The organism is Acidicapsa acidisoli, from assembly GCF_025685625.1.
GTDB lineage: Bacteria > Acidobacteriota > Terriglobia > Terriglobales > Acidobacteriaceae > Acidicapsa > Acidicapsa acidisoli.
In genome coordinates, this window is the sequence record NZ_JAGSYI010000004.1 from 45,479 (window position 1) to 69,581 (window position 24,103).

Consider the following 24,103-nt stretch of genomic DNA (forward strand, 5'->3'; position numbering starts at 1 on the left):
TTGCTGCCATTGGGTTACGGCCTGCCTGAATTCCCGAAGTTCGGTCAATATAAGTTGCGAGATTTCGTCCATAGAGATAACGCCTTTGTTCGGTATCGTTCGGCCCAGTTAAGAGAGGAAGTATCCAATCGTGTATGTGGTCGATGGTGCGAGGGCAGCCGTCGAGCTAATGGTGAGAGTGCTCGTGGTCGTTGACCATTCAAGCTCAGTGATCGCCGTCCCGTTCGTCGCAACGACGCCGAGCGGAGCAGTTGCAGCAGCCGCAGAGAATGTCACCGTGCAGAGAGCGCCAGGCGCGAGTGTGCCTGTCCCGGTCGTTAAGGTGATCGCCCCTGAGAACCCTCTGCCTGCAACCGTAGCCGCTGCACCTGTGCCCACCTGGGCGGTAGCACCCACAGCGACGGTTGCGGTTGCGGTCGCCGTGCTGCTCAGTGTTGCCAGTGCAGAAGGCAGAGACGAAGCGCTGATAGTGCCGCTGATGTCTGAAGCTGGCAGTACGCCGGTTGTCGCCACGCTTGCCAGACCGCTTACCTGCGAGGCGGGAAGATTGCCGGTGATGTTCGACGCGGCCAGTACGCCAGTAGTTGCCACCGAACTCAAGCCCGCGACGCTTGCCGCCGGAAGAGTGCCCGAGATGGCGCTAAGGCTCAACCCGCGATAGCCGAGACAGCTATGTTGGACGTGGCTGCAGAGATAGTCTCAGGCCCGGCGCTAACCCACGCGCTGGTGGTCCCAACCATGTTCACCGAACGTATCTGTACGTTGTATTCGGAGCCTTCGGTCACGTTTGGGATGGTGAAGCTGGTGGCGTTCCCGGAGACTTTACCAGCGTCAATCCATGTGGATGAACCGTTCAACTGATATTGGATTTCAATGTGCCCCGCGCTCGTGACAAAGATGTCATTCGGCTGAACCCAGGTTACCAACAGACTGTTTCTGTTGATGCCGCTGGCCGTCGATAGGATGGTGCTGGGATACGTCGTGCCTCCAACCGTCTCGCCTGGACCGGAATACAAGGTCAGTGAATTCGGCTGCGTGGCCGTATGCGTCCCGCCCGTGTTGTCAGGCTGAATGTATCCAGTTGCGCTCAATTCCTCAGAAGTCGACCAGTCGTAAATGGACGGGTCTGTCAGAGCAAGGTCAAGCTGCATGTACAGGCGTGGATTGTCCGAGTTCGACTCATTGATCATGGTCGCGCTCAACACTTCAAACGTTGTGTTGTTCCACCCGTACTTTGGGTTAGTGAGCGTGATTACGTCCAACGGTGTGCAGACAAAAGCCTTCATCGAAAGCCTGACCGTTACGCGGTATTGGAACCGCGTCCGCATCATGTAGATCTTGAGAATGCGTTGCGCTGTCGCCGGGTCTGTCGTGAATGGAAGGTTCTGAGTCAGGTACAGAGCTTCGTTGTTGTCTTGAGTCAGGTACTGATTCGTCGTATACCCATGCAGCGTGTCCTGGGTGTAAGGCGGAATATCCGCCTCATTCCAGTTGTTGGCTGGACTGGTGTAGACGCCCTTGGCTCCGTTGGCAACGTCGCGCGAAGACAGCAATACCTTGAATTCAACCGGTCCAACAAAATCAGAAGCGGTGAAACTCTCAGACGGAGTGACCCACGCACCGGGGAATATCGAGTATTGCCCGCCGCTGAAGCTGATGCGGCCAGCGCACGACAAGAGCAAGTCTTGCAGGATTGAGCCGCGCCCTCGTGATACCTGGATAGAGCCGTTGCAGGTGTAGCGAGGTACGGTACCGCCTTCGGCCAGAGTTACAACCTCATCACAGATGTTCGAAGCGGCGATCAGTTGAGCTGTGTTGATGTCTGTGCCGTACTGGAGCCCGAATCCGCCGTTCTCACGGGGAAGGTTCAAATAGGCTGCGATCGGTAGGACCCCATTGCGTTCCGGAGGCCAGCAGCGTCGGGAAGGTGCTAGTATGGTTGCCGTCCAGGAACTCCACGTACACACGCCCACCCACGTCCTCGTAGGCCGTGCCAAGTATGCCGCCTGTCGAGCTTCCATTGATCCCACCGCAGACGTATGTAAACGTCGTGTCATCGGCAGGGTCCGGCTGTGTGATGATGCAGATGCAGTTGTAAGTGTTGTCCGCTACATCCTTGACGTAGACGGTCGTTCCATTCGCATTGGCCAGTCCGCTCGATAGTTTGACGGTGACCAGGCCACCGCTCCGGCTGATAGATGTGATGGAAATCTGCTGCTGCGTCGGTGAGACGCTGAGGTATCCAGTTCCATGCGCCTCCATCACACATGGCTTGCCACCGACATACAACTGCCAATCTGTGCTGGTGTCCGTGCCGAAGGTGCCGATAGCGGAGGGATGCGCGTTTAGCGCGCGAACAAGGTGAAGTTGCTTATCATCAGAAGTAGTCCCGCCGCCGGTGTTGTTGTTCGCGGTTTCAAAGACAGTCGTTCCCGCAATCGAGCAGGTCCCGAACTGGTAGTTATGCGCTCCGATTGGATTGCGCATTGCGCCGGAGACGCCTCCGGTCGGAGAAAGCGAGGCGATACCCGAGATGACTCCACCAGCGGCCATTGATGCGCCAGCGGAGATCAACTCAGTCGACAGAGCCGCGCCGATGCCGGGGATGAAGATACCCGCAGCGATGGCCGCCGCGCCCATCCCAATCTCGATTAGTGCGCCCTTGCTCATATCCGATAAACCTTTGTTGCGTCTGTAAGCGGGAACCTGAGAACACCAATTCGCCCAGGAACCATAACCTCTGTGCCATTCAAGGCGACGATGCCGAAGCGTCGATCCTTGACGATGGCGAGGTCGCCGCGCTGTGCGTGGAGAATGGGAACGGCCTTGAGGTTGTGTCTAGCTGCTATGTACTCGGCCAGGTTGGGGATGGATGCCGAGCCGCACAGACGCTTACACACTTCCCTCGCCTGACAGCCGCTCGTGTAGCCTCTGAGGTCCGAGGCGAAGTCTTCGCCGGTCATGGCTTCGATACATCCGGCAGCGAAAAGACCACAATCGAAGCGGCCATAAGCAAACTTTGCGTCTTGCTGCGACTCAACATAGCCGTGAAGTCTTGATGGCCAGTCGTCGTATCTCATGCGAGCACATTGTTGGAAGATTGCGGGGTGACACCCCAGTAGATGATCTGGTTCTGGATTCCAACGACATATTGCCCACCGGTGTCGACGGTGGTTGAAGGCAGTCCTAACGTGGTGAGAATCGGCGCTAGATATGTCCGCTGGTCCACATCGGTGTAATAGCGTTCGACGGCCCGATTGAGGTCAACCAAGACGTTCTCAAGTGTGATCGTGACGGAGAAGTTCCGGCCAATCACGTTCCTAACTCCAACAACTACGGAAGAATTGAAAGGATGGATAATATGGCAACTTCCTCGCACAAGATAACAATCGACGTTCCTCAAGACCGGGTCTTCAAAGCCCTCTCGACAGTTGAGGGCCTCAAGAGCTGGTACACCCCAACAATCGAAGGCGCAGCGGGAAAAAATCACGAGGTCGTTTTCACCTTTGCCGGAAAAGAACCGTTTCGCTGGAAGTTCATCGACCTCAAACCGAACTCACTCGTTCGTTGGGAGTGCATCGACGGTCCCGGAGACGCAGTCGGCACCAGGGTTACATTTGCTGTGTCCGGTAAAGGCAATCAGAGTTCTGTCGTGGAGTGCGATCACGAGGGCTGGCCCGATGGGCATAGCGAGTTCACGAAGTGCAACACTCTATGGGGCATCCTCATGGGACACCTGAATAAGTACGCGGAGTCGGGCCTCCCTGATCCCGCATTCAACTAAACATTGCAATAGACAGGGGAAACCCAGTCTCCCTTGCAGCCGAGTTTCAACTGGAGAGTCTTTGATGAGTATTGGAGCGGCGAGCGCGATCACGGCATCAGAGGCGGGAGAGTTGTCTCTCGTGATCGCCGCGCTTCTCCTTGTGAACGGTGCAGAGACGAGACATATCTACACATCGCTAACGGACGCTGGCAGCGCTTTGGGTTACGAAGTCAGCGTGATCATCACGCTCGAAACGCTTGTTGTCAATACAGAGGCGGCAGGAGTCGTTGCAACTCGGATCGGACATCACCTGCCCGCGCCCATCGTGAATATGACCCTGATCGGTTATGTAAATCGAGAAATAGAGAACCTCAAACGAGTCCCTCTTGAATGGCGGAGCGTGTTGCATCGGCTTGAAGAGTTAAAGAATGGCCGAGCACTTTATCCAGCATGGCTAGTTGCTGTCGCAATCGGAATGTCTGCTGCATCGCTTTCTCGCATATTCGGAGGAGACTGGTACATTTTCTTGGTCGTCTTCGTCGCTGCGACTGCTGGCACGCTGGTGCGTCAGCGCTTCGTTAGACTCGGCCTAAATGGGTTAGTTGTGCCCTTCCTGGCGGCTCTAAGTAGTGGCATCGTTGGCGGAATCGGGATTCGGATTCATCCTAGTTATAACGGGTATCTTTCACTCGTCGCGCCCGCGATGATTCTAGTGCCAGGCGTTCCCTTGATCAACGGAATTCGGGACGCGTTAGGCAATAACATCCACCTCGCCGAATCCCGATTGACATTTTTCACCTGCGTCACCGGAAGCATAGCCTTGGGCCTGTTTGTGGCGACTTTCATCACAGGAGTTCGGATACCTGTTGTCGGCTCTATGACGCTCTTACCGCTCGCAGAAGATGCTCTATTCACAGCGGTGACCACAATCGGCTTTGTGTTTCTATTCAATGTTGGCTACCGCGTTGCGTGGGGTTGTGTGGTCTGCGGACTGTGCGGCCACACTTTGCGTAACGCTCTGATGCATTTAGGTCTGGACATGGTGTGCGCCACGCTCATTGCATCCGCGGTGTCGGGAGCGATGGCTCAGTTGTTTGCAAGGCGATACGCAACATCAGCCTCTACGTTCGCTTTCCCTGGTGTTCTCGCTATGGTGCCGGGCGTGTTTGCGTTTCGGTTTGTCATCGGGTTTCTCCAGATCACCCACTTGCAGGCACTCGCGTCTGCGGAATTGCAGGCGGAAACCTTGGCTGCACTCGGGACCGCTGCGTTGCTTGCGCTCGCGATCTCTGTGGGGCTGGCAATCTCTCTGTTCTTTCCTATCAAACCGCGTCAACATAAATCTCGACCGATCGTTTCACCTCAAATTAAGTGCTCTTCGGAGAGCACATAGATCCGTCCATTGGTTACTCGCTTTTCAGGCGATAAGAGCTGGCATGGCACTCGAATCCCTCACAAAGCTCCTAGGCTTGCCGAATGATGAGCATGAATGCGCTGTTTCACAAACTATCTGCGAGTAGATCTGACGGCCGCATCGTCATGGTGATTGGGGTGATGGGGATGGCTATTTTAGGCTCTGGAATGGCACAAACTGCACCTCAATTACCGAATGCCCCGTGGCACGCCCCTATTGAAGGCGATCTTCGAAAGCAGTCGCATTTTGTACCGCTCACCATGTTTGCGCCGAATGCAGACAAGACGTACTCACTTGCAGAGCTTATCGATTGCGCCGAATCTTTTAACCCAGAGACGAAGCTGGCCTGGCAGCGAGCTCGCGCACAAGCGGAGGCACTCGGAGTTGCAAAGAGTGAACTATACCCAACCATCGCGGCTCTGGCTATCGCCAGTGCGAACCGGGACGAGGTATATCTGGACACGCGCTTTTATCGTCAGACAACTGCGGACCTGGAACTGCCGCTGGATTTGAATTACACCATTTTTGATTTTGGGGCTCGGTCCGGTCGTATTGATGCCGCACGAGGAGATCTTCTACAAGCAAACTTCGCGTTCAACGATGTGCAGCGGCGTCTGATCTACGAGGTGTCCACTTCCTATTACCAACTACTGAACGCGACCGGACAGGTGGCAGCCGCCCGAGCAGCCCTGGAAAACGCGCGGGCCGTTCAGCAGGCAGCAGAAGCGCGTTTGGACAATGGTCTGGGGACGTTGCCGGATGTACTCGAAACCCGCGCGGTCACGGCGAGATCGGTCTACGATCTACAGGCTGCAGTGGGCAGCGAGGAGGTTGCTCGCGGGAATCTGCTGACAGTTCTGGGAAGTTCGCCGGCTTCGACGATCACGGTTCAACCGATCGATGAGCTTAGTATTCCAGATTCAGTAGAGACTTCAGTTGACACGCTGATAGATCGCTCACTAGACCATCGTCCGGACCTAATGCAGAGGATTGCGGCCATTCGGGCGGCGACGGGGCTACTAAAAGAGGCGCGAGCCGAATATTATCCAACGCTACAAGTCCATGTGTACCCCGAGCCTCAAGCTCTATATGGTCTCCAACAAACCTTTCCTTGGGGGTTCACGGCTGGCTTGAATGGAAATGTCAGCTTCCAGCTAAGGTGGGATGTATTCGACGGCGGTGCGCGCAGACACCGCACCGCAGAAGCTGTCGCTCAGCTTCATGCTGAGCAAGCAAACGCCGCCGTAACGCAGGACGAAATTCAAAACGAGGTCTGGACCGCCTATTCAAATCTCAAAACCGCATTCCGCCAACGTGAGGCGGCTTCCGCTTTGTTAAAGGCAGCCGACCAGTCGTACACCGCTGAGTTCACTTCCTATCACGCCGGTGTGCGCAATTTGCTCGATGTGACGGAAGCTCAACAAGCATTGGCCCGTGCTCGATCAACCGACGTTCTCGCACGCGCCCAAGTTCTCACAGCGCTTGCTGCTCTTGCCTTTGAGACGGCTGAGACGATTCAGCCCAATCGCCCGAGGTCACAGCCATGAAGCGAACATTTGAGCCACCTCCGATCTGCTTAATAGTCCTCTCCTTCGTCTTCCTCGACGGTTGTTCGCAGGCTCCCGCGTACGACATCATGGGGTCGTTATTTCCAGCATGGCTTGTGTGTATTGCTGTCGGCGGACTGCTGTCCCTTATCGTGCGAATGATTCTGGGCCGTCGGCATGTCAACCTGCTCTTTCCGCTGTTGGCCTATCCCTGTTTGGCAATTGTCATCACCTTTAGTGTCTGGTTAATCCTGTATTGATTCTGAGGAGAAACAAGTGGCCCCTCCAAAGATAGAGATGAATGTACATAGGCAGTTCGAGAGATGGACCACATTCGTTCTTGTGATCCTGGCGTTGACACTTGGGTTAGCTGTTCTGTGGCGTTCGGATCATCATCCGCGCACTGATGATGCGGAGGTATTCGCCAATTTCATCGGCATAGCTCCTCAAGTAGAAGGACCGATTCTAGAGCTGAAGGTCCGAGACAATCAGTTCGTAAAGAAAGGTGAGGTGCTCTTTGCGGTCGACTCCCGGCCGTACGAGTATGCGTATGAGCGCGCCCTGTCCGAGCAGGCAGTTCTGGAAGGACAGATTCAAGATGAGCAGCGCCGCATTGCGGCACAGGTGAGTGGCGTTTCTGTCGCCAAAGCGGGAGTCGATACTGCCGAAGCTGATGTCAAACACTGGACGGCGGCCATCGAACAATCCAACGCAGATGTAACTCACGCCGAGCAAGGTGTTGCGCGGGCGAAAGCCGAGTGGACTTATGCGAGCGACAACCTACAGCGTCTCGAGCCGCTACTCAAGCGACAGTTCGTAACCGTGGATCAAGTCGATCGCGCGCGCACCACGGAGACCGCTCAGGCAGAAGCGCTGAAGCAGGCAGAGTCACAGCTAACGATGGCTCAAGCTGAAGTTAAGTCGACGACCGCCCAGTACTCGCATGCAGTTGCCTCAGTCGAACAAAGCCACGCGCAGCATCAGCAGGCACAACATTCCGTTCTAACGCTTGATCCGCTGATTAGCCAGCGTGGCGAACGTGCTGCCCAGGTCAAAACGGCCCGATACAACCTCGACAACTGTAAGGTGTACGCCCCCTTCGATGCTCTGGTTACGAACCTCACTATTTCGGAAGGAGAGTATGCCCATGTCGGACAGCAGATATTTGTCTTAATCGATGCACGTACATGGTGGGTCTTGGCGAATTTTCGAGAAGGGCAGCTTCATCACATCCATCCGGGCATGGCTGCCGATGTCTATATCCTGTCGCGTCCTCACGAGCGCTTTCAAGGTGTAGTTGACAGCATCGGGTTTGGCGTAACGCCAGATGCCGATGTGCTCGGCCGCCTCGGGCCTGGATTGCCTGACGTCCAACGCACACTCAACTGGGTACATCTGGCCGCGCGATACCCGGTAAGGGTGCGCGTTGAAAACCCGCCGCCCGAATTGTTCCGGATCGGAGAAACCGCGGTAACCACCATTCGCGGACACTGAATATGGTTGTCAATGCTCAAGAATCGGTAGCCGCACGGCCCACGCATTTTGCGTGGCTCACGACTTTGCTCCGTGAGGAACTTGCGCCTTATCCCGGGCGAGGGGCAATGGTGGCGCGCATGGTGATTGCGGCCACCATCGTCATGCTTATCACAATGATTTTTCGCATCCCCTATGGCGCCTACGGTGCCATTTTTGCGCTCACAATCACACGCGAGAGTCCCGCAAGAACGATTGAGGCAGTCAAAGTCTTGGTTATTGGCTTTGCCGCAGCGGTGGCGATCGTATTGGTCGGGGAGATCATCGTTTCTGGGGAGCCTGTATTGCGTTTGGTTTGGGTCCTGTGCGTGTTCTTTTCGATTTTCTTTGCTCTCAGCGCACTGGCAAACTCCGGCGTAGCCGCTCGTTTTGGTTATCTCATCATCATCACCACACCGCTTTGGGATCAGCATGTCCGCTCGGAAGCAAAAGTGGAGAGCACACTCTGGGCGATAGGGGTTATTTCCTTCGCAACCATCATCACGGCTGTTATCGAGATAGTTTATGCCAGCATGCAGCCGATCGACGCGGTAACGATATCCCTGATAGAACGACTTGACGGAACTGCGTCACTTTTACGATCGCTATCTGTCGGCATCTCCGACAACGCCAGGGAACTGAATATAGAAAGGCTGGTTGCGCTGGGAACATCGCGCATGCGTCGCGATCTCCAGCGCTCGGGCTACGCCCGTGGCTACGTGCAGCAAATGGGGACGGTAGTCGCGCTGGTTGGAAGGCTAGTCGACTTGGCCTCGACCCTCCCTCTAATTCTGAGCGGTTCCTCCTCATCAGCCCAAAGGCAGATGAAGAGGCTTGCCAGTCAACTTCGATCCGTTGTGGATTATTTGCGTGGTGACTCGGGCCATTTGCCGATGCTAGGTCGGGACACGATCGACAACGGCGAAACCGGTCCTCTCTTGTCTGAGATGGGCCTCACTACGGCATTAATTATTGAGACCCTGTCAGGCGCTGAGACACCAGACTACTTGGCGTCAATACAGACGAATGAACCCAGTCGCAAGCTGTTCCTCCCAGACGCATTCTCAAACCCGGATCATAGCCGCTTCGCCATCGGCGGAGGCCTGGCAGCTTGCATATGCTATCTCACCTACAGTCTGATCGACTGGCCAGGGATCAGCACAGCTGTAACCACTTGCTTCCTCACCGCGCTCACAACGGTTGGCGCATCCCGGCAAAAGCAGATTCTTCGATTCAGTGGCGCGATCGTAGGGGGAGTTCTTATTGGATTTGGCGCCCAGGTGTTTATTCTTCCTGCGATGGATTCGATTACCAGTTTTCTCCTGCTGTTTGTCGCAGTGTCAATCGTGGGGGCGTGGTTTGTTACGGCCAGTCCGCGCATATCGTATTTTGGAAATCAGATCCTCATAGCGTTTTATCTGATCAACTTGGAGGAATTTAAGTTCCAGACTTCGCTGGCCGTGGCCCGAGACCGAGTCGTCGGAATTCTTCTTGGGCTGTCTGCGATGTGGTTAGTCTTCGACAATTTGGCTGGACGAACCACTGTCGGGGCAATCAGGAAGACTTTCGTCTCGACGTTGAAGCTTATGGGAAACCTGATGGAGGCGCCTCTGACGAGTGATCGGCGGGAAGGAATCGAAGAGGCCTACACATTGCGGGAAACGATAAATTCGAATTTCGAGAAAATACGGCAGCTCGCGGACGGTGTGACACTCGAATTCGGCCCCACTCGTGATCGCGATCTCGCCTTCGGGCATAAGCTGCTTGGCTGGCAACTCAGAGTTCGTTTGCTGTTTCTGGCACGTATCAATTTGTTGAAATATCGGCTCCGGCTTCCCGGTTTCGAATTGCCTGCGCCCATTGAAGATCTTCAAAAGGCATTCGATGCAAGAGCAGCCCGAATCCTCAGGATTATGGCGGACCGTGTGGATGGTCGCGCGGATGAGGTCGGCGACAGTCCAGAGCTGCTCATAGAGCAATTGCAGCAAACAGTCGATGAATACGAGTCAATTCAGTCCGATGATTCCCTCGAAGGTCACTTGAACACATTTGTTCTTCTATCGCGAAGGATGGTCGAGACCCTGCGGTCTCTCCATCAAGAAATGCAGTACGTCGGAGCCTCAGAGTAAACCCATACATGGAACCAAATCACAACAAGAGAGAGGACATGAAAATGCGATTGATTAGTAACAGTTTCAAAGATGGAGAGCCGATCCCCGGAGAGTTTGCCTTTGCCGTCATCGACCCTCAACACCACATCGCTTTGAGTTCAAACCGCAACCCTCACCTCAAGTGGAGTGAGGTGCCTTCGGAGACCAAATCATTTGTCTTGATTTGTCACGATTACGATGTTCCTGTCGATATCAAGGACGTGAATAAAGAGGGCCATTCAATCCCGGTCTCTCAATCACGCGACACCTTTTTTCACTGGATACTAATGGACATTGCTGCCACTTTGCGCGAAATCCCCGCGGGCAGTCACAGCGATGGGATCACGCCACACGGCAAGCCCGGTCCCGAAGCTCCGCAAAACGCTCGTCACGGGATCAACGATTACACCAAGTGGTTTGCCACCGACGAAAACATGAAGGGGACATATCACGGATACGATGGACCGTGCCCTCCCTGGAACGATCTCCTCATTCATCACTACGTCTTCACTTTATACGCGCTGGATGTCACACATGTGTCTGTTCAAGGGGATCTTACCGGTCAAAATGTTCGCGGCAGCATAGCAGACCACGTTCTAGCCGAAGCGAGCCTGACTGGAACCTACACTTTGAATCCTTCACTACTTCCTCACTAAGACACGTTAGCTCCTGGTCTATGCGAGGCTGCGTGGCGACCGCGCTCATGTCAGAGCGGACGTTGACAAGATCCCCTCGACATTATTGGAGAGGAGTATGGAGGCGAAATCAAAAAGAGCGAAGAAATCGCGGGTTCTAGAAGTCGCGAGCCTCAAGGAGATATTGGGGGACAATCCATATATCGGAAGTGACCTCCCGATGCGCCAGATAGTGGCGCTTTTGGAACAGGAAGCAAAGGACGGTGTTCCGACAGGATCTGTCTATCTGGACCATTTGAAGAGCGCCGCAGAAATTCGGATCGCGGCGCTGCGAAGTCGCTTAGTTGTTGCGACTCAAAAATGGTCCATTCAGGCCGGCGTTCGATCTGTCCTTGAGGAGATAGAGTTTGATCCGATCGGACGTCATGACATCGACAGCATGGCGAGGACATCCGGCTATAGCCGAGGCCACTTTCTTCGCTCCTTTCGACAACTCACGGGACTGACGCCCCACCAATATCTCTTACAACGCCGTCTGGAGCATGCGCTTGCCCTGGTATCGACATCGGTGCAGTCAATTACGACGATTGCTCTTCGATGTGGATTTGCTAGCGACAGTCATCTGAGCCGCCTCTTTAAGAGAACTTTTGGCGTCGCGCCAAGTACATACCGAGCCAATATGCGGCGTGATCGAAGGTTGACCAGATGATAGGTAGGTGCACAGCGGGGTTGGTAAGCCACTTGGAATACACCATAGTGCGCACATCGCAGTAGGGTGCGTAACCAAAGCTATTGACAGGGAGTGTTATGAACTGCACGCCGGCCGATGACGGGAAACTGATCCATGTCCACGTCTGCGTTCATTGCAGGGCAATTTCCAGGAGAGAGGCCTGTGAAGGAAGAGCGCTAACGTCAGGCATATTCACTTGCCCCAAATGCGGTGAAGATGGCCCCCTCAATGTGGAGATCAGAACCACTGAGGAACCGTAACCCTTCTATCCCTTAACAAGACCACTCTGAATTTTGCACCCGAGTTCATTTCGCCACCCATCTTTCTTACGTCAACGAATCCCAAGTTCGACTTCTCTGACCTCAACCAGCGTACCGGGGATGTGCAGGCATTCACCATCAGCAACACTGGCTCCACTACAATGAATATCCACAGCTTCAAGATTGTGCCGAGCGGAGCTGCGTCCCCTTCCGGCTCCACAGACTTCGCCGTGGAGACATCTAAGAGCAACTGCGGTATATCCGGCAGCGGCACAACGGCCTCGGACGGCCAGACGGCATTCACGATTGCGCCGAATTCCTCTTGTGTCATCGCCGTTCGCTTCGAACCTACAAGAGTCGGCCAGATCACCTCTACCCTGACCTTCGACGGCGATAACTTGGAAGGGTCTACCTCAGTCACACTCTCCGGAACCGGCGTCGGACTCATTATGCAAGCAACAGATTCACCGAATCAGTCCTCCTATACCTTCTCCTGCACCTACTCCAATCTCAACAATTGCAATTTCCCGCTTGGCAATCAGAACAATCAATCGGCCAAAGTTAACGTGTATTACTTCACTGATCCTTCGGCTCCCGACACCCTCACAGTTAGCCAGACTCCCGCCGCCGTTCCCCCAGCCGCGGCCCAGACATTTGCGAGCAAGACGTTACCAACTGTTTTAGCAACCATTCCGAGCCTGGCTCAGATATTGACTGTGCCACCAGGATCAGTCACTACCATGACGTTCTCTGACACCAAATTCTTCAAGACACCGCTGACAGTCAACTTCGTCTTTGAAACTGTAAAAACGAAAATTGATAAAAATGACGTGGCGAGTTCTCTCGACGCCAACAAGCTAAAGCAAAACACTACATTGAGTGTCCATGTAGTGTCTGACCCCGATAGTGGAGTTCCTACAGGAACCGTCACGTTTGCTTTCAAGAACGCCGCTGCTGTTGTCAAGAAGCTTCAAGCAACTATAGATGGCACTGGTACGGCTACAATTAACGCCGACGCTCTGTCCAAGCTCGATCCAGGAACATACGACCTGATGATTTCTTATGACGGAGGTGACAAGTTTATGCAATCAGACATTGTTACCTTTTCAGGAGTGATCGTTTCATCCCCGCCAAAACCGGTTAGTCTGACGATCGGTCCTAAAACAGCAGTAGTCGAGTCGAATTCATCCGCAAAAGTTCCTGTAACCGCATCCAGCACTGGTGGAACTTGCCTCGGAACTCTCAGCGCACGAGTAACTATGAATGGGAACGATGTCACTCCCACGCTGTCCCCAACAGAGAACGGGAGTGGCCCATGGACCATAACATTCCCCACTGCGTCGGCCGGTCAGTACACCATCACCGCGACCTATGCGCCAACTGATTTGTCGGCGGCTTGCGCGGCAGGAAACCAAACGACAACGATTAGCCTTCCATAGAAAGCAATCACAGGGAGGATGTCAGAACGACTTCCTCCTCCGCGATCATGATGTCGCCCAGGCCTGATTCCACGGCAAAGCGTTGAACTTGCGGTAGTGTGAGCATCGTTCTAGCTTCCCTTCTCGATGGCTTTGTGCTGCCCTAAGCCGGTGAGGTTGTGCAACTCTTCAGGCGCAACATTCACGAAGATCCTCCACGTTTCGTCATACCCGATGGCGCGTGGTACTACGTGTTCAGGGGATGAGCCAAGCCAAGTCTTACGGCTACGAGCGGCCAGATCGACGATACGCGCGCGCGCGGACGACGGCATATCCGCCTTGATGAAATCAGCCAACCAGCCGAAGCGTCGTGCCAATGCGCCGGCGCCAATGCGCTCCAGATAGTCTGCTGCTTTATCCCAATCAAAGCGGCGACGACTGGCGGTAGCGAAGATTGTGGCGGCTTCGCCAACGCCTCCGGTGAATTCCGGGTGATCTATGCAGTCGATGGCCGTCTTCTCACGGTCGGACAGCATGACCTTGTAGCTCAACACATCGACCTCTGCAATGCCAAAGAACTTGCTCTCTGCTTGAGTGACGATTTGAACCCTTGAGCCGCCGACTGTGCGTTCGCGCAGCCGTTGCGGCGTGACCACAAAGATTACGTTGCGGTGCTGCGTGGTCAGACCGTAGTGGGCAGCCGCCGTTCCGAACCCGATGTAATAGCGCTTTGTGATGCGACTCGCGAGCGCAAGGAGATTGCTGTTGCCGAGCGCATCTGGTCCATATTCAGGAGGAATGAAGAGGTAAGCGCCCCAGGTCGCTCGTTCCAACCATCCCTTGCGGCGTAACGATTCGATGACATGGTCAGCCGCCTTCGGTGTGCTCCCAAGCAGATCGGAGATTTCGGCACGAGTGATCTCCCGCCGCCCGCTCTCGCTGAGTGAGAGGACGATTCTGCTTTCCTGAGCCGAGAGTGATCTGGTTGCGAATTCCATGTGATTCTCTGTAACGAAACCCCTAGATTGAAGGTGTTTCGATGAAGACTATAGCACCGCAGGAAGCCAAATGCCACCATTTCATGTAACAAAACACCCTTATTTGAGGTGTTTTGAGACATAATAATGCACGTCAGCAACGAAAATGAGCGTAAGCTACATAAAATAAAAGGGATGCGTCCAGGGCCAAATGAAGACTCAGGGGAAGTTCGTGAACAGTTCTCTTGGAGCCACCGACAGCGCACGAGCCAGTTTGACGATGTTCTCCAGAGCGACGTTCCGCTCCCCTCGCTCGACCCCACCAACGTAATTGCGATGCAGCCCTGCTCGCTCGGCCAGTTCCTCTTGCGAGAACCCGCGCTCGTCGCGAAGTTTTCGCACTGAGGAGCCAAATCGAGCCTTTACCGAGGGAGTGGTCACTCTCCAATCTTTGGATTGTGACCACTATGAGTCTACACACGATGAGTGTGATAATGGACCAGCCACGGTTGCGACGCAGATTTCCACCACGGCGAGGGCAAAGATGGCAACCTCAGCTTGCGCAGCTCATACGAATACGGTGGTTCTCCATCTGCAATCGCGCAATAATATCTTCGTCTCAAGCAAGCAAGGATTGCAGTGGTTTCCCGTAGAGCCTGGCCAGTTGCAGAGACTCGATTACGTTGATGAGACGCTTACCGGTGTCCCATCTCGAAAGAGACCATTCTGTTCGGCGAAAGGACGGGAAGGATGACGGGCGACTACATTGAGTGTTCAGATATATCAGGTAAGACGATTCAGGCGCTTCGGATTTACAAAGATACGGGGGACGGTACGGAACTCCAGATCGACTTGACCGACGGAACTAGCTTCTCGTGTTCATTCTTGGCTAAGTCGGTTGTGGAGGCAAGCCTCATTCGTGCCGGATCGGGTGAACCGCAGGTCCTGAACAAGTATGATCTTGCGTAAAGCTTCACCACCCTACCACCATCTGATACGCATCTATTCCGCCACGGAATAGTCCGCTGACAAAAAGTCATTGGACGATATGCGATAAGCAGCCGTAGGTTTGCGCCATACCCGACGAGATCCAGGTCGGATGGAGGTGCAAACATGAAAACGGTTCATAGTTCAGCCCGAGTAAAGAGTTCAGGTTGGCGGCCTACTTTCTCGGGCCTTCTACTGCTCACCCTACTGGTGATCCCTGTGGCAGCTCACGCGCAGAGCGGGACGCCGTTCGATACCGGCTTCACCGCCATCCAGACCCTCTTCACCGGCACGATTGCAAAGGTGGCAAGCCTGGTTGCCATTGTGATTGGCGGATATGGCTTTGCCCACGGAGAACCGGGCGCAAAGAAGGCGCTTGCCGGTGTCGCCGCTGGTACCGGTATTGCCGTCCTCGCTGTGAACGTCCTGAGTTGGCTTTGGGGCGTGTAAACAATCTCGCCCGTCCACTCACACCCCTTCGTCACAGCGAGCACAATGAGGGGCATATGACAGCCGTGAAGCCGCAAACACGCCGAACCAACCGGGTCTTCAAGAGCCTGCATAAGCCCCTCACGTATCTGGGTGTCGAGCGCACCTTGTTTTACTTTGTCTGCGTTGGCGCGGTCGGCGCATTCAACATCTTTAACTCCATCCTCGCCGGCATCGCCGTCTTTATCGGAGGCTTTGCCTTCGGGCATTGGGTCACGGACAGCGATCCCGCATTCCTTCGCATCCTTGCAAAGTCCGAGCGCTACAAGCTGCGCTATGACGCCGCCAAGCAGAGTGTCCCCCGTGTGGAGGTGGTCTGATGCTTCGCCTCGACAAAGTCATCAAGCCGTGGAAAGAGAGTGCGTCCCTCAACGACCACATCAACCTCTACGGCTTCTGGAATGAGACGGCGTTCCTGACAAAGAGCGGCGACCTGGGCGTGGTCATGCGTGTTCCCGGCGTGGATTACGAAAGCCTTGACCATGCGGAACAGGAATATGCGGTCAAGCGGCTGGAGGCAGCGCTGAAGGCATTCGGCCCCGGCTTTCACATCTATCAGTATCTCTTCAAAAAGAACCGGCCTGACATCCCCTTCGCGTCGTATGACGACGCCGTCGTGGATGCCGCCATCGAACAGCGGCGCCAGTTCTTTGAGGACAAGCGCGACAATCTTTATCAAATTGAGATTTTCTATTGCATTGTCCTTGAAGGGGCGCGGTCGAAAACGGGTGTTGGTGTTGCGCTCGCTCGCCTGTTCCACGATCCGTGCGGGGCAATTGACGAGCTAAGAGCGCAGTTCACCAACGACAGCATGAAGACGCTGCTGCGGACGCAGATCGAAGCCGACCTTGCGCGGCTTGAACAGCGCGTGCAGGCATTTGCCCGGCAGCTCGCCGACTTCGTGCAAATTGTCGCTCTTGACCAACTGGGCCAGCTTCACTTTTTTCGCCGGTTGCTGAACTACGACGAGTGGCGGATTGCGGGCAAGCCACAATCCACACAGTTTCTTGACTACCAAGTGGTGAATTCGAATGTCGAAGCGGAGCGAGATCATCTGCGCGTAGGCGAGCACGTTGTCAGGATCTTGACGATGAAGGAGGCGATTACGGAGACACGGCCTTTGGTGCTGGATTCTCTGTTGAAGATCCCGGCCAACTTTTACGTGGTGACGGAATGGACGCCGCTCTCAACCGATAAGGCCCGCAAGGAAGTCAACAAACGCCGCCGCCATTTCAATATGTCGAAGACGGGCTTTGTGTCCCAGATGGGCAACGACCCCGCAAAGACCAACCCGCGCGACGTGCTCGTCGATGAATCGAAGCAGGCAGACATTGAGAACCTCGGAGACTGCCTGCGGGCGTTGGGCGACGGCCAATCGCTCGGCGATTTCTCGCTCACGATTGTGCTGTGCGGCCACTCGAAGCCCGAGATTGACCAGCTTGTGGGCGAGTTTGCCGGGGTCTTCACCAATGCCGACGGCAATCTGTTTGTCGAGACGTACAACCAGCTCAATGCCTACTTTGCCACGGTTCCCGGCAATTACGCGCTGAACCTCCGCAAGTTGTACCTGCTCAACACGAATTATGCCGACCTCTCGTTCCTGTTTACGATCCTCCCCGGTGAGATGACCAATGCCCATCTTGGCACGGAGTACCTGGCCGTGCTTGAGACCGACAACAGTACGCCCTACTTCCTCAACCTGCATAACGGCGAGGTCGCGCACACGCTCATCCTCGGAATGACCGGATCGGGCAAGAGCTACTTCTGCAATTTCCTGCTGCAGAACGCCCAGAAGTATGCGCCGCTCACCTTCATCTTCGATATCGGTGGCAGCTTCCAGTCGCTCACGACGATCTTCGGCGGCTCCTACCTCAATGTTGGCCAGGAGGCGCGTGATTTCACGATCAATCCGTTTTCGCTCCCCGATACCAAGGAGAACCTGCAATTTCTCTTCAGCTTCTTTCGGGTGCTCATTGAAGGCAACGAGCAGCGTTACCGGCTCGACTTCAAGGAGGAGCGCAGGCTGTGGGACGGAATCGAGCGCATGTATATGCTGGAGCCGGACCAGCGCACCGTCTCCAACTTCGCCAACATCATTGGCGAGTTGAAGGAGCGGCTGCACCGCTGGACGCGCGGCGGCCAGTACGGCTTTCTCTTCGACAACGCCGTGGACACGCTCTCCTTCAGCCGTTTTCAGACATTCAACTTCGCCGGTTGGGGCGACGCCCCGGAGGTGTTCGAACCGCTCCTGTTTTATGTCCTGCACCGGGCATCGAACGAGATCGCCGATCCGAAGAGGCTGGCAACGTTCAAGCTCTTCCTGTTGGACGAGGCGTGGCTTTTCATCAAAAACGAGACCATTCGTAACTATGTGGTGCAGGCGCAGAAGACTTGGCGCAAGCACAATGCCGCGATGATCCTTGCCACGCAGTCCATCAAGGAGCTTCAGGAGTCGGGCATGTTGCAAATCGTCTCCGAAAGCTGTCCAACGAAGATCTTCCTTGCGAACCCGGAGATGGACCGCGACGTGTACCGCGAGGCTTTCCACCTGAATGACACCGAGCTGGATTTGATCGCCGGGCTTGTCCCGCCAGGCCAGATGCTCATTCGCAAGGCTCAGTCCTCCAAGAAAGTTCAGTTGAACGTCGATTCCGTCTCGCATTGGATGGCGACCAACAACGCCCGCGACAACCTGAAAAAGCGCGACTACTTCGACCGTTTTGGCATCGCCGACGGGCTGCGCCGTCTGGCTACGGACTTCCCCTTCCGGCCCCGCACGCTGGCCGGCGCAGCAACTTCCACCCCCAAAGGAGCTGTCGTATGAATCGCAAATTCATTTTCATAGCCTGGATTGCTCTGACTCTCTCCTCCGCAGTGGCCCGCGCGCAAGATGCGTCTGCCCGTACTGTGCAGTACCACTCACAGGACATCGTTCCAATCCACGCCAAGTTGAAGTACACGACCTTGATCGAGGTTCCGCCCACTGAGAAGATCATGGAGGCGGCGACCGGCGACAAGGACTTCTGGATTGTGGATGTGGTCGGCAACTTCTGCTTTGTGCATCCGGCCAAGGCAGGCATCAGCTCCAATCTGAACCTCATCACGGACAAGGGCAACATCTATTCGTTCACGCTCCAGGATGTTTCAGGCACATCCGAAGCGCCGGACTTGAAGGTGCTGATCGAGCCCGCCGACCACTCTTCCATCGTCGCGGCCAACGGACCTCCACAGTTCGTCCCGGCCGCCCAACTGGAGCGGACGCAAGAGCAACTTGCCGCGCTCCAGTCCCATGTCAGCCAGGCGGTGGACGAGTATAAAAGCGCCTACCCGATGGAGTTGAAGTTCGATTATGTCTACAAGGCCAACGAAGCGCCCTTCGACATCCAGTCCATCTACCACGACGACAAGTTCACCTACATCAAGACCAACGCCCAGGAAAAGTTCAGCGTCTACGAGATGAAAGATGGAAAGCCCAACCTCATCACCTATGACCTCCGCGATGGCACGTACATCATCCCGAAGGTGATGGACTCGGGCTATGTCGAGCTGGGGAAGAAGCGGATGGATTTCACGCGGAAGGGGTAGAGCCATGCCAGAGCCGGAATTGACAGTGAAAGCCATTGACCCGAAGGGCGTGCTTCAGAAGAACATGAAGGCATTTATCTTCCTTGGAGCCTCCGCGCTGGTGATCGCGGCAGCCATGTTTAGCGCAGGCGGAAAAAAGTCTACCACCCAGGCCGCGGCCAAGGGTCAGCCACCCCAACCCACCCTTCAGGACAACACAGACAACAACGTGCAGGACTTGAAGAACCAGCTTCAGGCCGAACGTCAGAAGCAGCAGCAACAAGCGGCGCTTGCCGCTGCGATCGGCGGAGATCCTGCTCTTGCGTCTGCCACGTCCGCGCAACAGGCCGCCGCAGCGGCCTATGGCCAGACCGGCGCATCCCTGCCTTGCGTTCCGGGCCAGTCCTGCCCGCAAGCCCAGCAGGCCAACATGCAGCAAGTGAATCCCGAACAGCAGCAGGCACAAATGATTGCTGCGAAGGAGCGCGAACGCGCCGACGAATCTCGCTTTGCCTCCAACCTGGTTTACTCCCGGCCGTCCGAACAACAGCAACAACAAGTCCCAGGCCAGATGATGCCCGCGCAGTATGGTCCGACCGGTTCACGGCAGGCAGGCAGTAGCCTCGTTCCCCCACGAGCCCCAGGCGAACAGCAGGAAGTGCCCGAGGGCTACAAACGCCCTCTGGAAGCAAATGTTGATTCTGCCACAGGTCAGCCGTACCTCGTTTACGAGGGCTCGGTTCTCGATACCGTTCTTATGAATCGTCTTGACGGCGATGCGGCAGGAGCGGTAAAAGTTCTAGTCTCGAATCCGTTGTATTCGCACGACCATCAGCACGTCATCATCCCAGAGGGAACGGTGGTGCTAGGCGAAGCCAAGAAGATTGGTGCGGCTGGCTTCGGCCAGCAGCGGCGCATTGCCGTAGTCTTTCACCGCCTGATTATGCCGGACGGCTACAGCGTAGACCTTGACCAGTTCCATGGCCTCGACCAGATCGGCGAAGAGGGCCTGAAGGACAAGGTCAACAATCACTACCTTGAAATATTCGGTACCTCGATTGCCTTGGGTGTCATCGCCGGTGCGGGAGAAATTACCGAGGGCGGAGGCACGATTTCAACTAGCGGCTCGCAGGCATTCGTCACCGGGGCTGCCGGTAACCCGAGAACAACTCCGAAGAGGAAGTGGCCGTCTAGGCCACTTCCATTTCTGGGGAGACGAGGTGCCATTGGTGAGGAATCATTTCAGATCTCAAGTTTTCGCGCTTCGAATAAAGTCGCGACTTATAGGCTTCGCCCGGGGTGCTCAACAGATAAGCTCCCTGACGATCCCAGATGTCACGAGAGGCCTGCTGTGTATCCGACGATTCGACGGCGTTCATGATCGCTTGGAAGCGCTTCACGGTACCCCAGTTGATGAGCGACGGATGGTTTACTTCACACCATCCCTTGATATCGGTCATGAAGACATTCATTCGCATCAATGCGAACGGGTGGTCGCAGTGATCTACTCGTTGCTCGTCAAAAGTCCCGGGTGCCCAGAGGTAAAACAGTCCACCTATAGCCAGCAGCAAGAAAGTCATGATGAACTCTTCTTCAGGAAGCTTAGTTGCCAAGAAGTCGGCAAGAGACTTGCCCATTATTCCGTCGAAGAGATTCTTGATCAGCATGTGGGCGCAATAGCCGTCGGCTTCTACTTCCATTGCCTGCAATCTGAGGCTGTTTTCAACGTTATACGTGAAGCACGGAGCAGCGTTTTCTGCCGCTTCCACGAGCGGCAAAGAGCGCGCGGTCTCATAACAGTGACCATGGAATATGTGGCCTGTTTCATGGCTGGTCAGAACCTGCATGATTGTAGAAAACAAAGCACTCGCCAATCGACTGAGATCGTCCGGCTTGCCAATCCCCAACTGTGCCCAGATCCCAGGCGTAACCGCCATACTTTGGGTGATATGAAGGACTCTGTTGACCGCCGCTTCTGTGATCGCGATGCAAGCCAGATCGTCAACATAGAAGGCGAAAGCATTGCTCTCTTTGGACTCAATATAGTCCAGGTGAATCCCGGTGATGTCATCTGCTGCTTGAATCTTGGGCCAATTGGCGTCGTGGCGCTCGTTAATAGCGTTCCGAAATGTGGAGATCGCATCGTTCAAAACCACATCGCCGAAATCCAAAGACTCGAGACGTCCTGGATATCGCCTTCTAAACGATGGATCTGGATGTGTTGTGAAGTACCGCCGGAACTTCATCAACGTGTCGAATTCTACTGTCTCTGAGTGTGAAGGAGTCTTTTCCATGTGCTTTGATCTTATACTCCCATTTCTACGGCCCATCGAGTCGCTCCTCATGGATGAAAGTATCAGCGAGATCATGGGCAATCCAGACGCCTCATGGTGGTACGAGCGCGACGGGATCATACGTCAGGAGGAGAGCATCTCCTTCGACGCCGGCAAGCTTCGCACCGGCCTCGAAGTGATCGCCAATCAGCTTGGCAAGCGGCTTGATGAAGACAACCCAGTCCTGCACGCGCAACTCCCGGATGGAAGCCGCCTTGCGGCGGTCATTCCTCCGGTTGTGCGTCCCTCTCCCGCAGTGACTATTCGCAAGTTCACCAGTCGCCATTACACGGTCGATGACCTGATCGCTCGCGGTACGCTGACGCGGCCACTCGCGGACCTCCTGGCCGAGCAGATTCGCAGCGGAAAGACGCTGGTCATCAGCGGCGGAACTGGGACCGGCAAGACGACATTACTGCGGATATTGGCGGATTTCATCCCGGAGCATGAGCGCATCGTTGTCATCGAGGACACCTCCGAGCTTCATATACAGAAGCCCAATATTCTCCCCGTCGAATGCCAGACCGATACTTTCAAGGCCAGCATCTCATTCGATGATCTTCTGAAGTCCGCTCTCCGCTGGAGACCGGATCGGATCATCCTGGGCGAAGTGCGCGGAATCGAGGCGCGGACGCTGCTCGATTCCTTGAACACCGGCCACTCCGGTTCTCTCGCCACCATCCATGCCAATTCTGCCGAGAAAGCTCTGCATCGCTTTGCCAATCTGGTCATGCGCAACCACGCGCAGACGACTTTCTCGGATATCGAAGCGGAGATCGGCGAAGCCGTCGATTTCGTCGTGCATGTAGAGCGTCAGCCAGGCCGCCGCATCATCCGGGAAGTGCTGGCACTACATGGATATGACCGCGACACGAAACGGTTCCTGATTGAGCCGGTCTTCGAGGTGCAACATGCCTCAGCATAGATCGCGGATCGCCGCCGCCTTCCTCACCCGTGGCTTCGCACCGGGCGAGACGATTGCGCTCCTGCTGCGCCGTCAGAATCCCGCCGTCACATTCCAGCGGATCGTCCCTCTGGAGTGCGCGCTTACGCCTCGCTACCTCTGCTGGCTCGCGCATGAGAACGCCTCCGGTGCAAACATATACGTGGCTGCCAATCCGCTTCGCTCCTGCAGCCGCAAGCGCACCAAAGAGAGCATCGCTGAAGTTCGGCACCTCTATCTGGATTTAGATTCGGATGGCGACGCCCGGCTCGCTGCGCTCCGGGCATCCGACGCCGTTCCCACGCCGACCGCAATCCTCTCGACTTCCCCCGGCAAATATCAGGTGCTTTGGCGCGTCGAAGGGTTCGACTTCTCCATGCAGGAAAGCACCCTCAAGCTGCTTTCCGTCGCCTATGGCGGCGATCCTGCTTGCACCGACTGCAACCGTGTCCTGCGCCTGCCCGGATTCTTCAATTGCAAGTACATTCCGTCGCATCCAGTCACGGTCGAATACACCTGCAATTCAATATCGAATCCAAGCGACTTTCGACTCGATATGGCAGCGCCCGACACCGTCCTCCCGCTGGATGGCATCGCGCGGCAAAAGCATCAGGGAAATCGGACACATTCCGAGCACGATTGGGCGTGGGTCCAGCATGAACTGGCGCTGGGAAAAGACGCTGCCAAACTCACGCTCGCGTTAGCTTCATGTCGATCCGATAAGCCCAATCCTCTCTACTACGCGCAACGGACGGTCGATGTCGCCTCGGCCAAGCTCTGGCTGATCGAAGGCGCACTCATTGCGGATGTAATCGCCATGCTTGAACACCGCCGCAGCTTCGAGATTCCCGCCGCACTTTGCTCCGCTCGTGCTCGGGAGATCGCTCATACTGCGCAGCGCATGATCGCTCGTAGAAGGACAGCTTGATTCCAACGCTCAAAGGAGAACCAATATGCCGTTACTTGAGATCAATCAAACCCGCCAGATCAGCGCATCTGTCCGGCTCGACGAAGGCACCGCAACCCAGGTGGATCAATACGCCACCTTCATCCATGCGTCCGCTGATGACGTGGTGGATAAGGCGCTCAACTACGTGTTCTCGAAAGATCGCGACTTTCAGGACTTCCTCAAGACGCCGCAATCCAGGCATGTCACGTCCACTCTGCGCATCCGTAAAGCCGCCAGCAATGATGCGCCGGAGCAGCCTGCAAGAAGGCCCGTTGCCGTGGCGGAACCCACAGAATCTGTTCGGACATTGAAGGCATGATTCTCCATCGAATTCCGGGGTGGAGCGGGCACGGTGCTCCGCACCGGAACAATGTTGATACTCCACCCCTCCGAGGGTCGTGCCAGGGACACTTGATGGCACTTGAAGGC

25 protein-coding genes are annotated in these 24,103 nt (G+C 55.5%); 17 read left to right on the forward strand and 8 right to left on the reverse strand.

Annotation, left to right across the window (positions count from 1 at the left end; all coding sequences use genetic code 11):
• Window positions 1-108: 108 nt before the first annotated feature.
• Genes OHL23_RS22195 through OHL23_RS22215 form a run of 5 tightly spaced genes read right to left on the reverse strand, consistent with a single transcriptional unit; the run spans window position 109 to window position 3,316 of the window.
• A complete protein-coding gene (locus tag OHL23_RS22195) occupies window positions 109-651 on the reverse strand; it encodes a hypothetical protein (protein WP_263354185.1) in 543 nt (180 codons plus the stop codon).
• Window positions 648-1,871, reverse strand: coding sequence for a fibronectin type III domain-containing protein (locus tag OHL23_RS22200; protein ID WP_263354186.1), 1,224 nt, complete (start codon window positions 1,869-1,871; stop codon window positions 648-650). Before OHL23_RS22200 ends, OHL23_RS22195 begins: the two co-directional genes overlap by 4 nt.
• A complete protein-coding gene (locus OHL23_RS22205) occupies window positions 1,855-2,670 on the reverse strand; it encodes a hypothetical protein (RefSeq protein WP_263354187.1) in 816 nt (271 codons plus the stop codon). The genes OHL23_RS22200 and OHL23_RS22205 overlap by 17 nt, the downstream gene beginning before the upstream one ends.
• Entirely contained in the window at window positions 2,667-3,080 is a 414-nt protein-coding gene (locus OHL23_RS22210) for a DUF6950 family protein (protein ID WP_263354188.1), read from the reverse strand. The genes OHL23_RS22205 and OHL23_RS22210 overlap by 4 nt, the downstream gene beginning before the upstream one ends.
• Window positions 3,077-3,316 carry a hypothetical protein gene (locus OHL23_RS22215; protein ID WP_263354189.1) on the reverse strand — a complete coding sequence of 80 codons (240 nt, stop codon included), beginning with the start codon at window positions 3,314-3,316 and terminating at the stop codon, window positions 3,077-3,079. The genes OHL23_RS22210 and OHL23_RS22215 overlap by 4 nt, the downstream gene beginning before the upstream one ends.
• A gap of 45 nt (window positions 3,317-3,361) precedes the next feature.
• Here OHL23_RS22215 and OHL23_RS22220 point away from each other — a divergent pair, with 45 nt between their 5' ends.
• The 8 genes from OHL23_RS22220 to OHL23_RS22255 all read left to right on the forward strand — a co-directional run bounded on the left by OHL23_RS22220 (window position 3,362) and on the right by OHL23_RS22255 (window position 11,733).
• Window positions 3,362-3,784 (forward strand): SRPBCC family protein, encoded by a 423-nt coding sequence (locus OHL23_RS22220; RefSeq protein ID WP_263354190.1) that lies wholly within the window; start codon window positions 3,362-3,364, stop codon window positions 3,782-3,784.
• Window positions 3,785-3,848: 64 nt separating this feature from the next.
• Window positions 3,849-5,159 carry a threonine/serine exporter family protein gene (locus OHL23_RS22225; protein ID WP_263354191.1) on the forward strand — a complete coding sequence of 437 codons (1,311 nt, stop codon included), beginning with the start codon at window positions 3,849-3,851 and terminating at the stop codon, window positions 5,157-5,159.
• 83 nt (window positions 5,160-5,242) lie between these two features.
• Complete coding sequence (locus tag OHL23_RS22230) at window positions 5,243-6,727, forward strand: TolC family protein (RefSeq protein WP_263354192.1); 1,485 nt, start codon at window positions 5,243-5,245, stop codon at window positions 6,725-6,727.
• Entirely contained in the window at window positions 6,724-6,987 is a 264-nt protein-coding gene (locus tag OHL23_RS22235; protein ID WP_263354193.1) for a YtcA family lipoprotein, read from the forward strand. Before OHL23_RS22230 ends, OHL23_RS22235 begins: the two co-directional genes overlap by 4 nt.
• Before the next feature lie 16 nt (window positions 6,988-7,003).
• The gene (locus OHL23_RS22240) at window positions 7,004-8,221 is read left to right on the forward strand and encodes an efflux RND transporter periplasmic adaptor subunit (RefSeq protein ID WP_263354194.1); all 1,218 of its coding nucleotides are present in this window, start codon (window positions 7,004-7,006) and stop codon (window positions 8,219-8,221) included.
• A gap of 2 nt (window positions 8,222-8,223) precedes the next feature.
• Window positions 8,224-10,368, forward strand: a complete 2,145-nt coding sequence (locus OHL23_RS22245) for an FUSC family protein (RefSeq protein WP_263354195.1) — start codon at window positions 8,224-8,226, stop codon at window positions 10,366-10,368.
• Between the two features lie 44 nt (window positions 10,369-10,412).
• Window positions 10,413-11,045 (forward strand): YbhB/YbcL family Raf kinase inhibitor-like protein, encoded by a 633-nt coding sequence (locus OHL23_RS22250; RefSeq protein WP_263354197.1) that lies wholly within the window; start codon window positions 10,413-10,415, stop codon window positions 11,043-11,045.
• 97 nt (window positions 11,046-11,142) lie between these two features.
• Window positions 11,143-11,733, forward strand: coding sequence for a helix-turn-helix transcriptional regulator (locus tag OHL23_RS22255; protein WP_263354198.1), 591 nt, complete (start codon window positions 11,143-11,145; stop codon window positions 11,731-11,733).
• Between the two features lie 258 nt (window positions 11,734-11,991).
• Here the strand turns inward: OHL23_RS22255 and OHL23_RS29215 are convergent, their stop codons facing one another.
• The gene (locus OHL23_RS29215; protein ID WP_263354200.1) at window positions 11,992-12,435 is read right to left on the reverse strand and encodes a hypothetical protein; all 444 of its coding nucleotides are present in this window, start codon (window positions 12,433-12,435) and stop codon (window positions 11,992-11,994) included.
• Window positions 12,436-12,463: 28 nt separating this feature from the next.
• Here OHL23_RS29215 and OHL23_RS22265 point away from each other — a divergent pair, with 28 nt between their 5' ends.
• On the forward strand, window positions 12,464-13,453 hold the full coding sequence (locus OHL23_RS22265; RefSeq protein ID WP_263354201.1) for an Ig-like domain repeat protein: 990 nt from the start codon (window positions 12,464-12,466) through the stop codon (window positions 13,451-13,453).
• Between the two features lie 110 nt (window positions 13,454-13,563).
• On the opposite strand, the gene OHL23_RS22270 is transcribed toward OHL23_RS22265, so the two are convergent.
• The gene (locus OHL23_RS22270; RefSeq protein ID WP_263354202.1) at window positions 13,564-14,430 is read right to left on the reverse strand and encodes a type IV toxin-antitoxin system AbiEi family antitoxin domain-containing protein; all 867 of its coding nucleotides are present in this window, start codon (window positions 14,428-14,430) and stop codon (window positions 13,564-13,566) included.
• Between the two features lie 198 nt (window positions 14,431-14,628).
• On the reverse strand, window positions 14,629-14,850 hold the full coding sequence (locus tag OHL23_RS22275) for a helix-turn-helix domain-containing protein (protein WP_263354204.1): 222 nt from the start codon (window positions 14,848-14,850) through the stop codon (window positions 14,629-14,631).
• 672 nt (window positions 14,851-15,522) lie between these two features.
• On the opposite strand from OHL23_RS22275, the gene OHL23_RS22280 reads away from it, so the two are divergent.
• From OHL23_RS22280 to OHL23_RS22315, 8 genes are all read left to right on the forward strand, one after another.
• Entirely contained in the window at window positions 15,523-15,846 is a 324-nt protein-coding gene (locus OHL23_RS22280; RefSeq protein WP_263354205.1) for a TrbC/VirB2 family protein, read from the forward strand.
• 56 nt (window positions 15,847-15,902) lie between these two features.
• Entirely contained in the window at window positions 15,903-16,205 is a 303-nt protein-coding gene (locus OHL23_RS22285; RefSeq protein ID WP_263354206.1) for a VirB3 family type IV secretion system protein, read from the forward strand.
• Entirely contained in the window at window positions 16,205-18,709 is a 2,505-nt protein-coding gene (locus OHL23_RS22290; RefSeq protein ID WP_263354207.1) for a VirB4 family type IV secretion system protein, read from the forward strand. The genes OHL23_RS22285 and OHL23_RS22290 overlap by 1 nt, the downstream gene beginning before the upstream one ends.
• Window positions 18,706-19,470, forward strand: coding sequence for a TrbG/VirB9 family P-type conjugative transfer protein (locus OHL23_RS22295; protein ID WP_263354208.1), 765 nt, complete (start codon window positions 18,706-18,708; stop codon window positions 19,468-19,470). Before OHL23_RS22290 ends, OHL23_RS22295 begins: the two co-directional genes overlap by 4 nt.
• A 4-nt stretch (window positions 19,471-19,474) precedes the next feature.
• On the forward strand, window positions 19,475-20,830 hold the full coding sequence (locus OHL23_RS22300; protein ID WP_263354209.1) for a TrbI/VirB10 family protein: 1,356 nt from the start codon (window positions 19,475-19,477) through the stop codon (window positions 20,828-20,830).
• A gap of 911 nt (window positions 20,831-21,741) precedes the next feature.
• Window positions 21,742-22,707, forward strand: coding sequence for a CpaF family protein (locus OHL23_RS22305; RefSeq protein ID WP_263354211.1), 966 nt, complete (start codon window positions 21,742-21,744; stop codon window positions 22,705-22,707).
• Window positions 22,694-23,653: a RepB family DNA primase gene (locus OHL23_RS22310; RefSeq protein ID WP_263354212.1), complete on the forward strand. Its 960-nt coding sequence runs from the start codon at window positions 22,694-22,696 to the stop codon at window positions 23,651-23,653. The genes OHL23_RS22305 and OHL23_RS22310 overlap by 14 nt, the downstream gene beginning before the upstream one ends.
• 25 nt (window positions 23,654-23,678) lie before the next feature.
• Window positions 23,679-23,993 carry a hypothetical protein gene (locus OHL23_RS22315; protein WP_263354213.1) on the forward strand — a complete coding sequence of 105 codons (315 nt, stop codon included), beginning with the start codon at window positions 23,679-23,681 and terminating at the stop codon, window positions 23,991-23,993.
• Window positions 23,994-24,103: the final 110 nt, after the last annotated feature.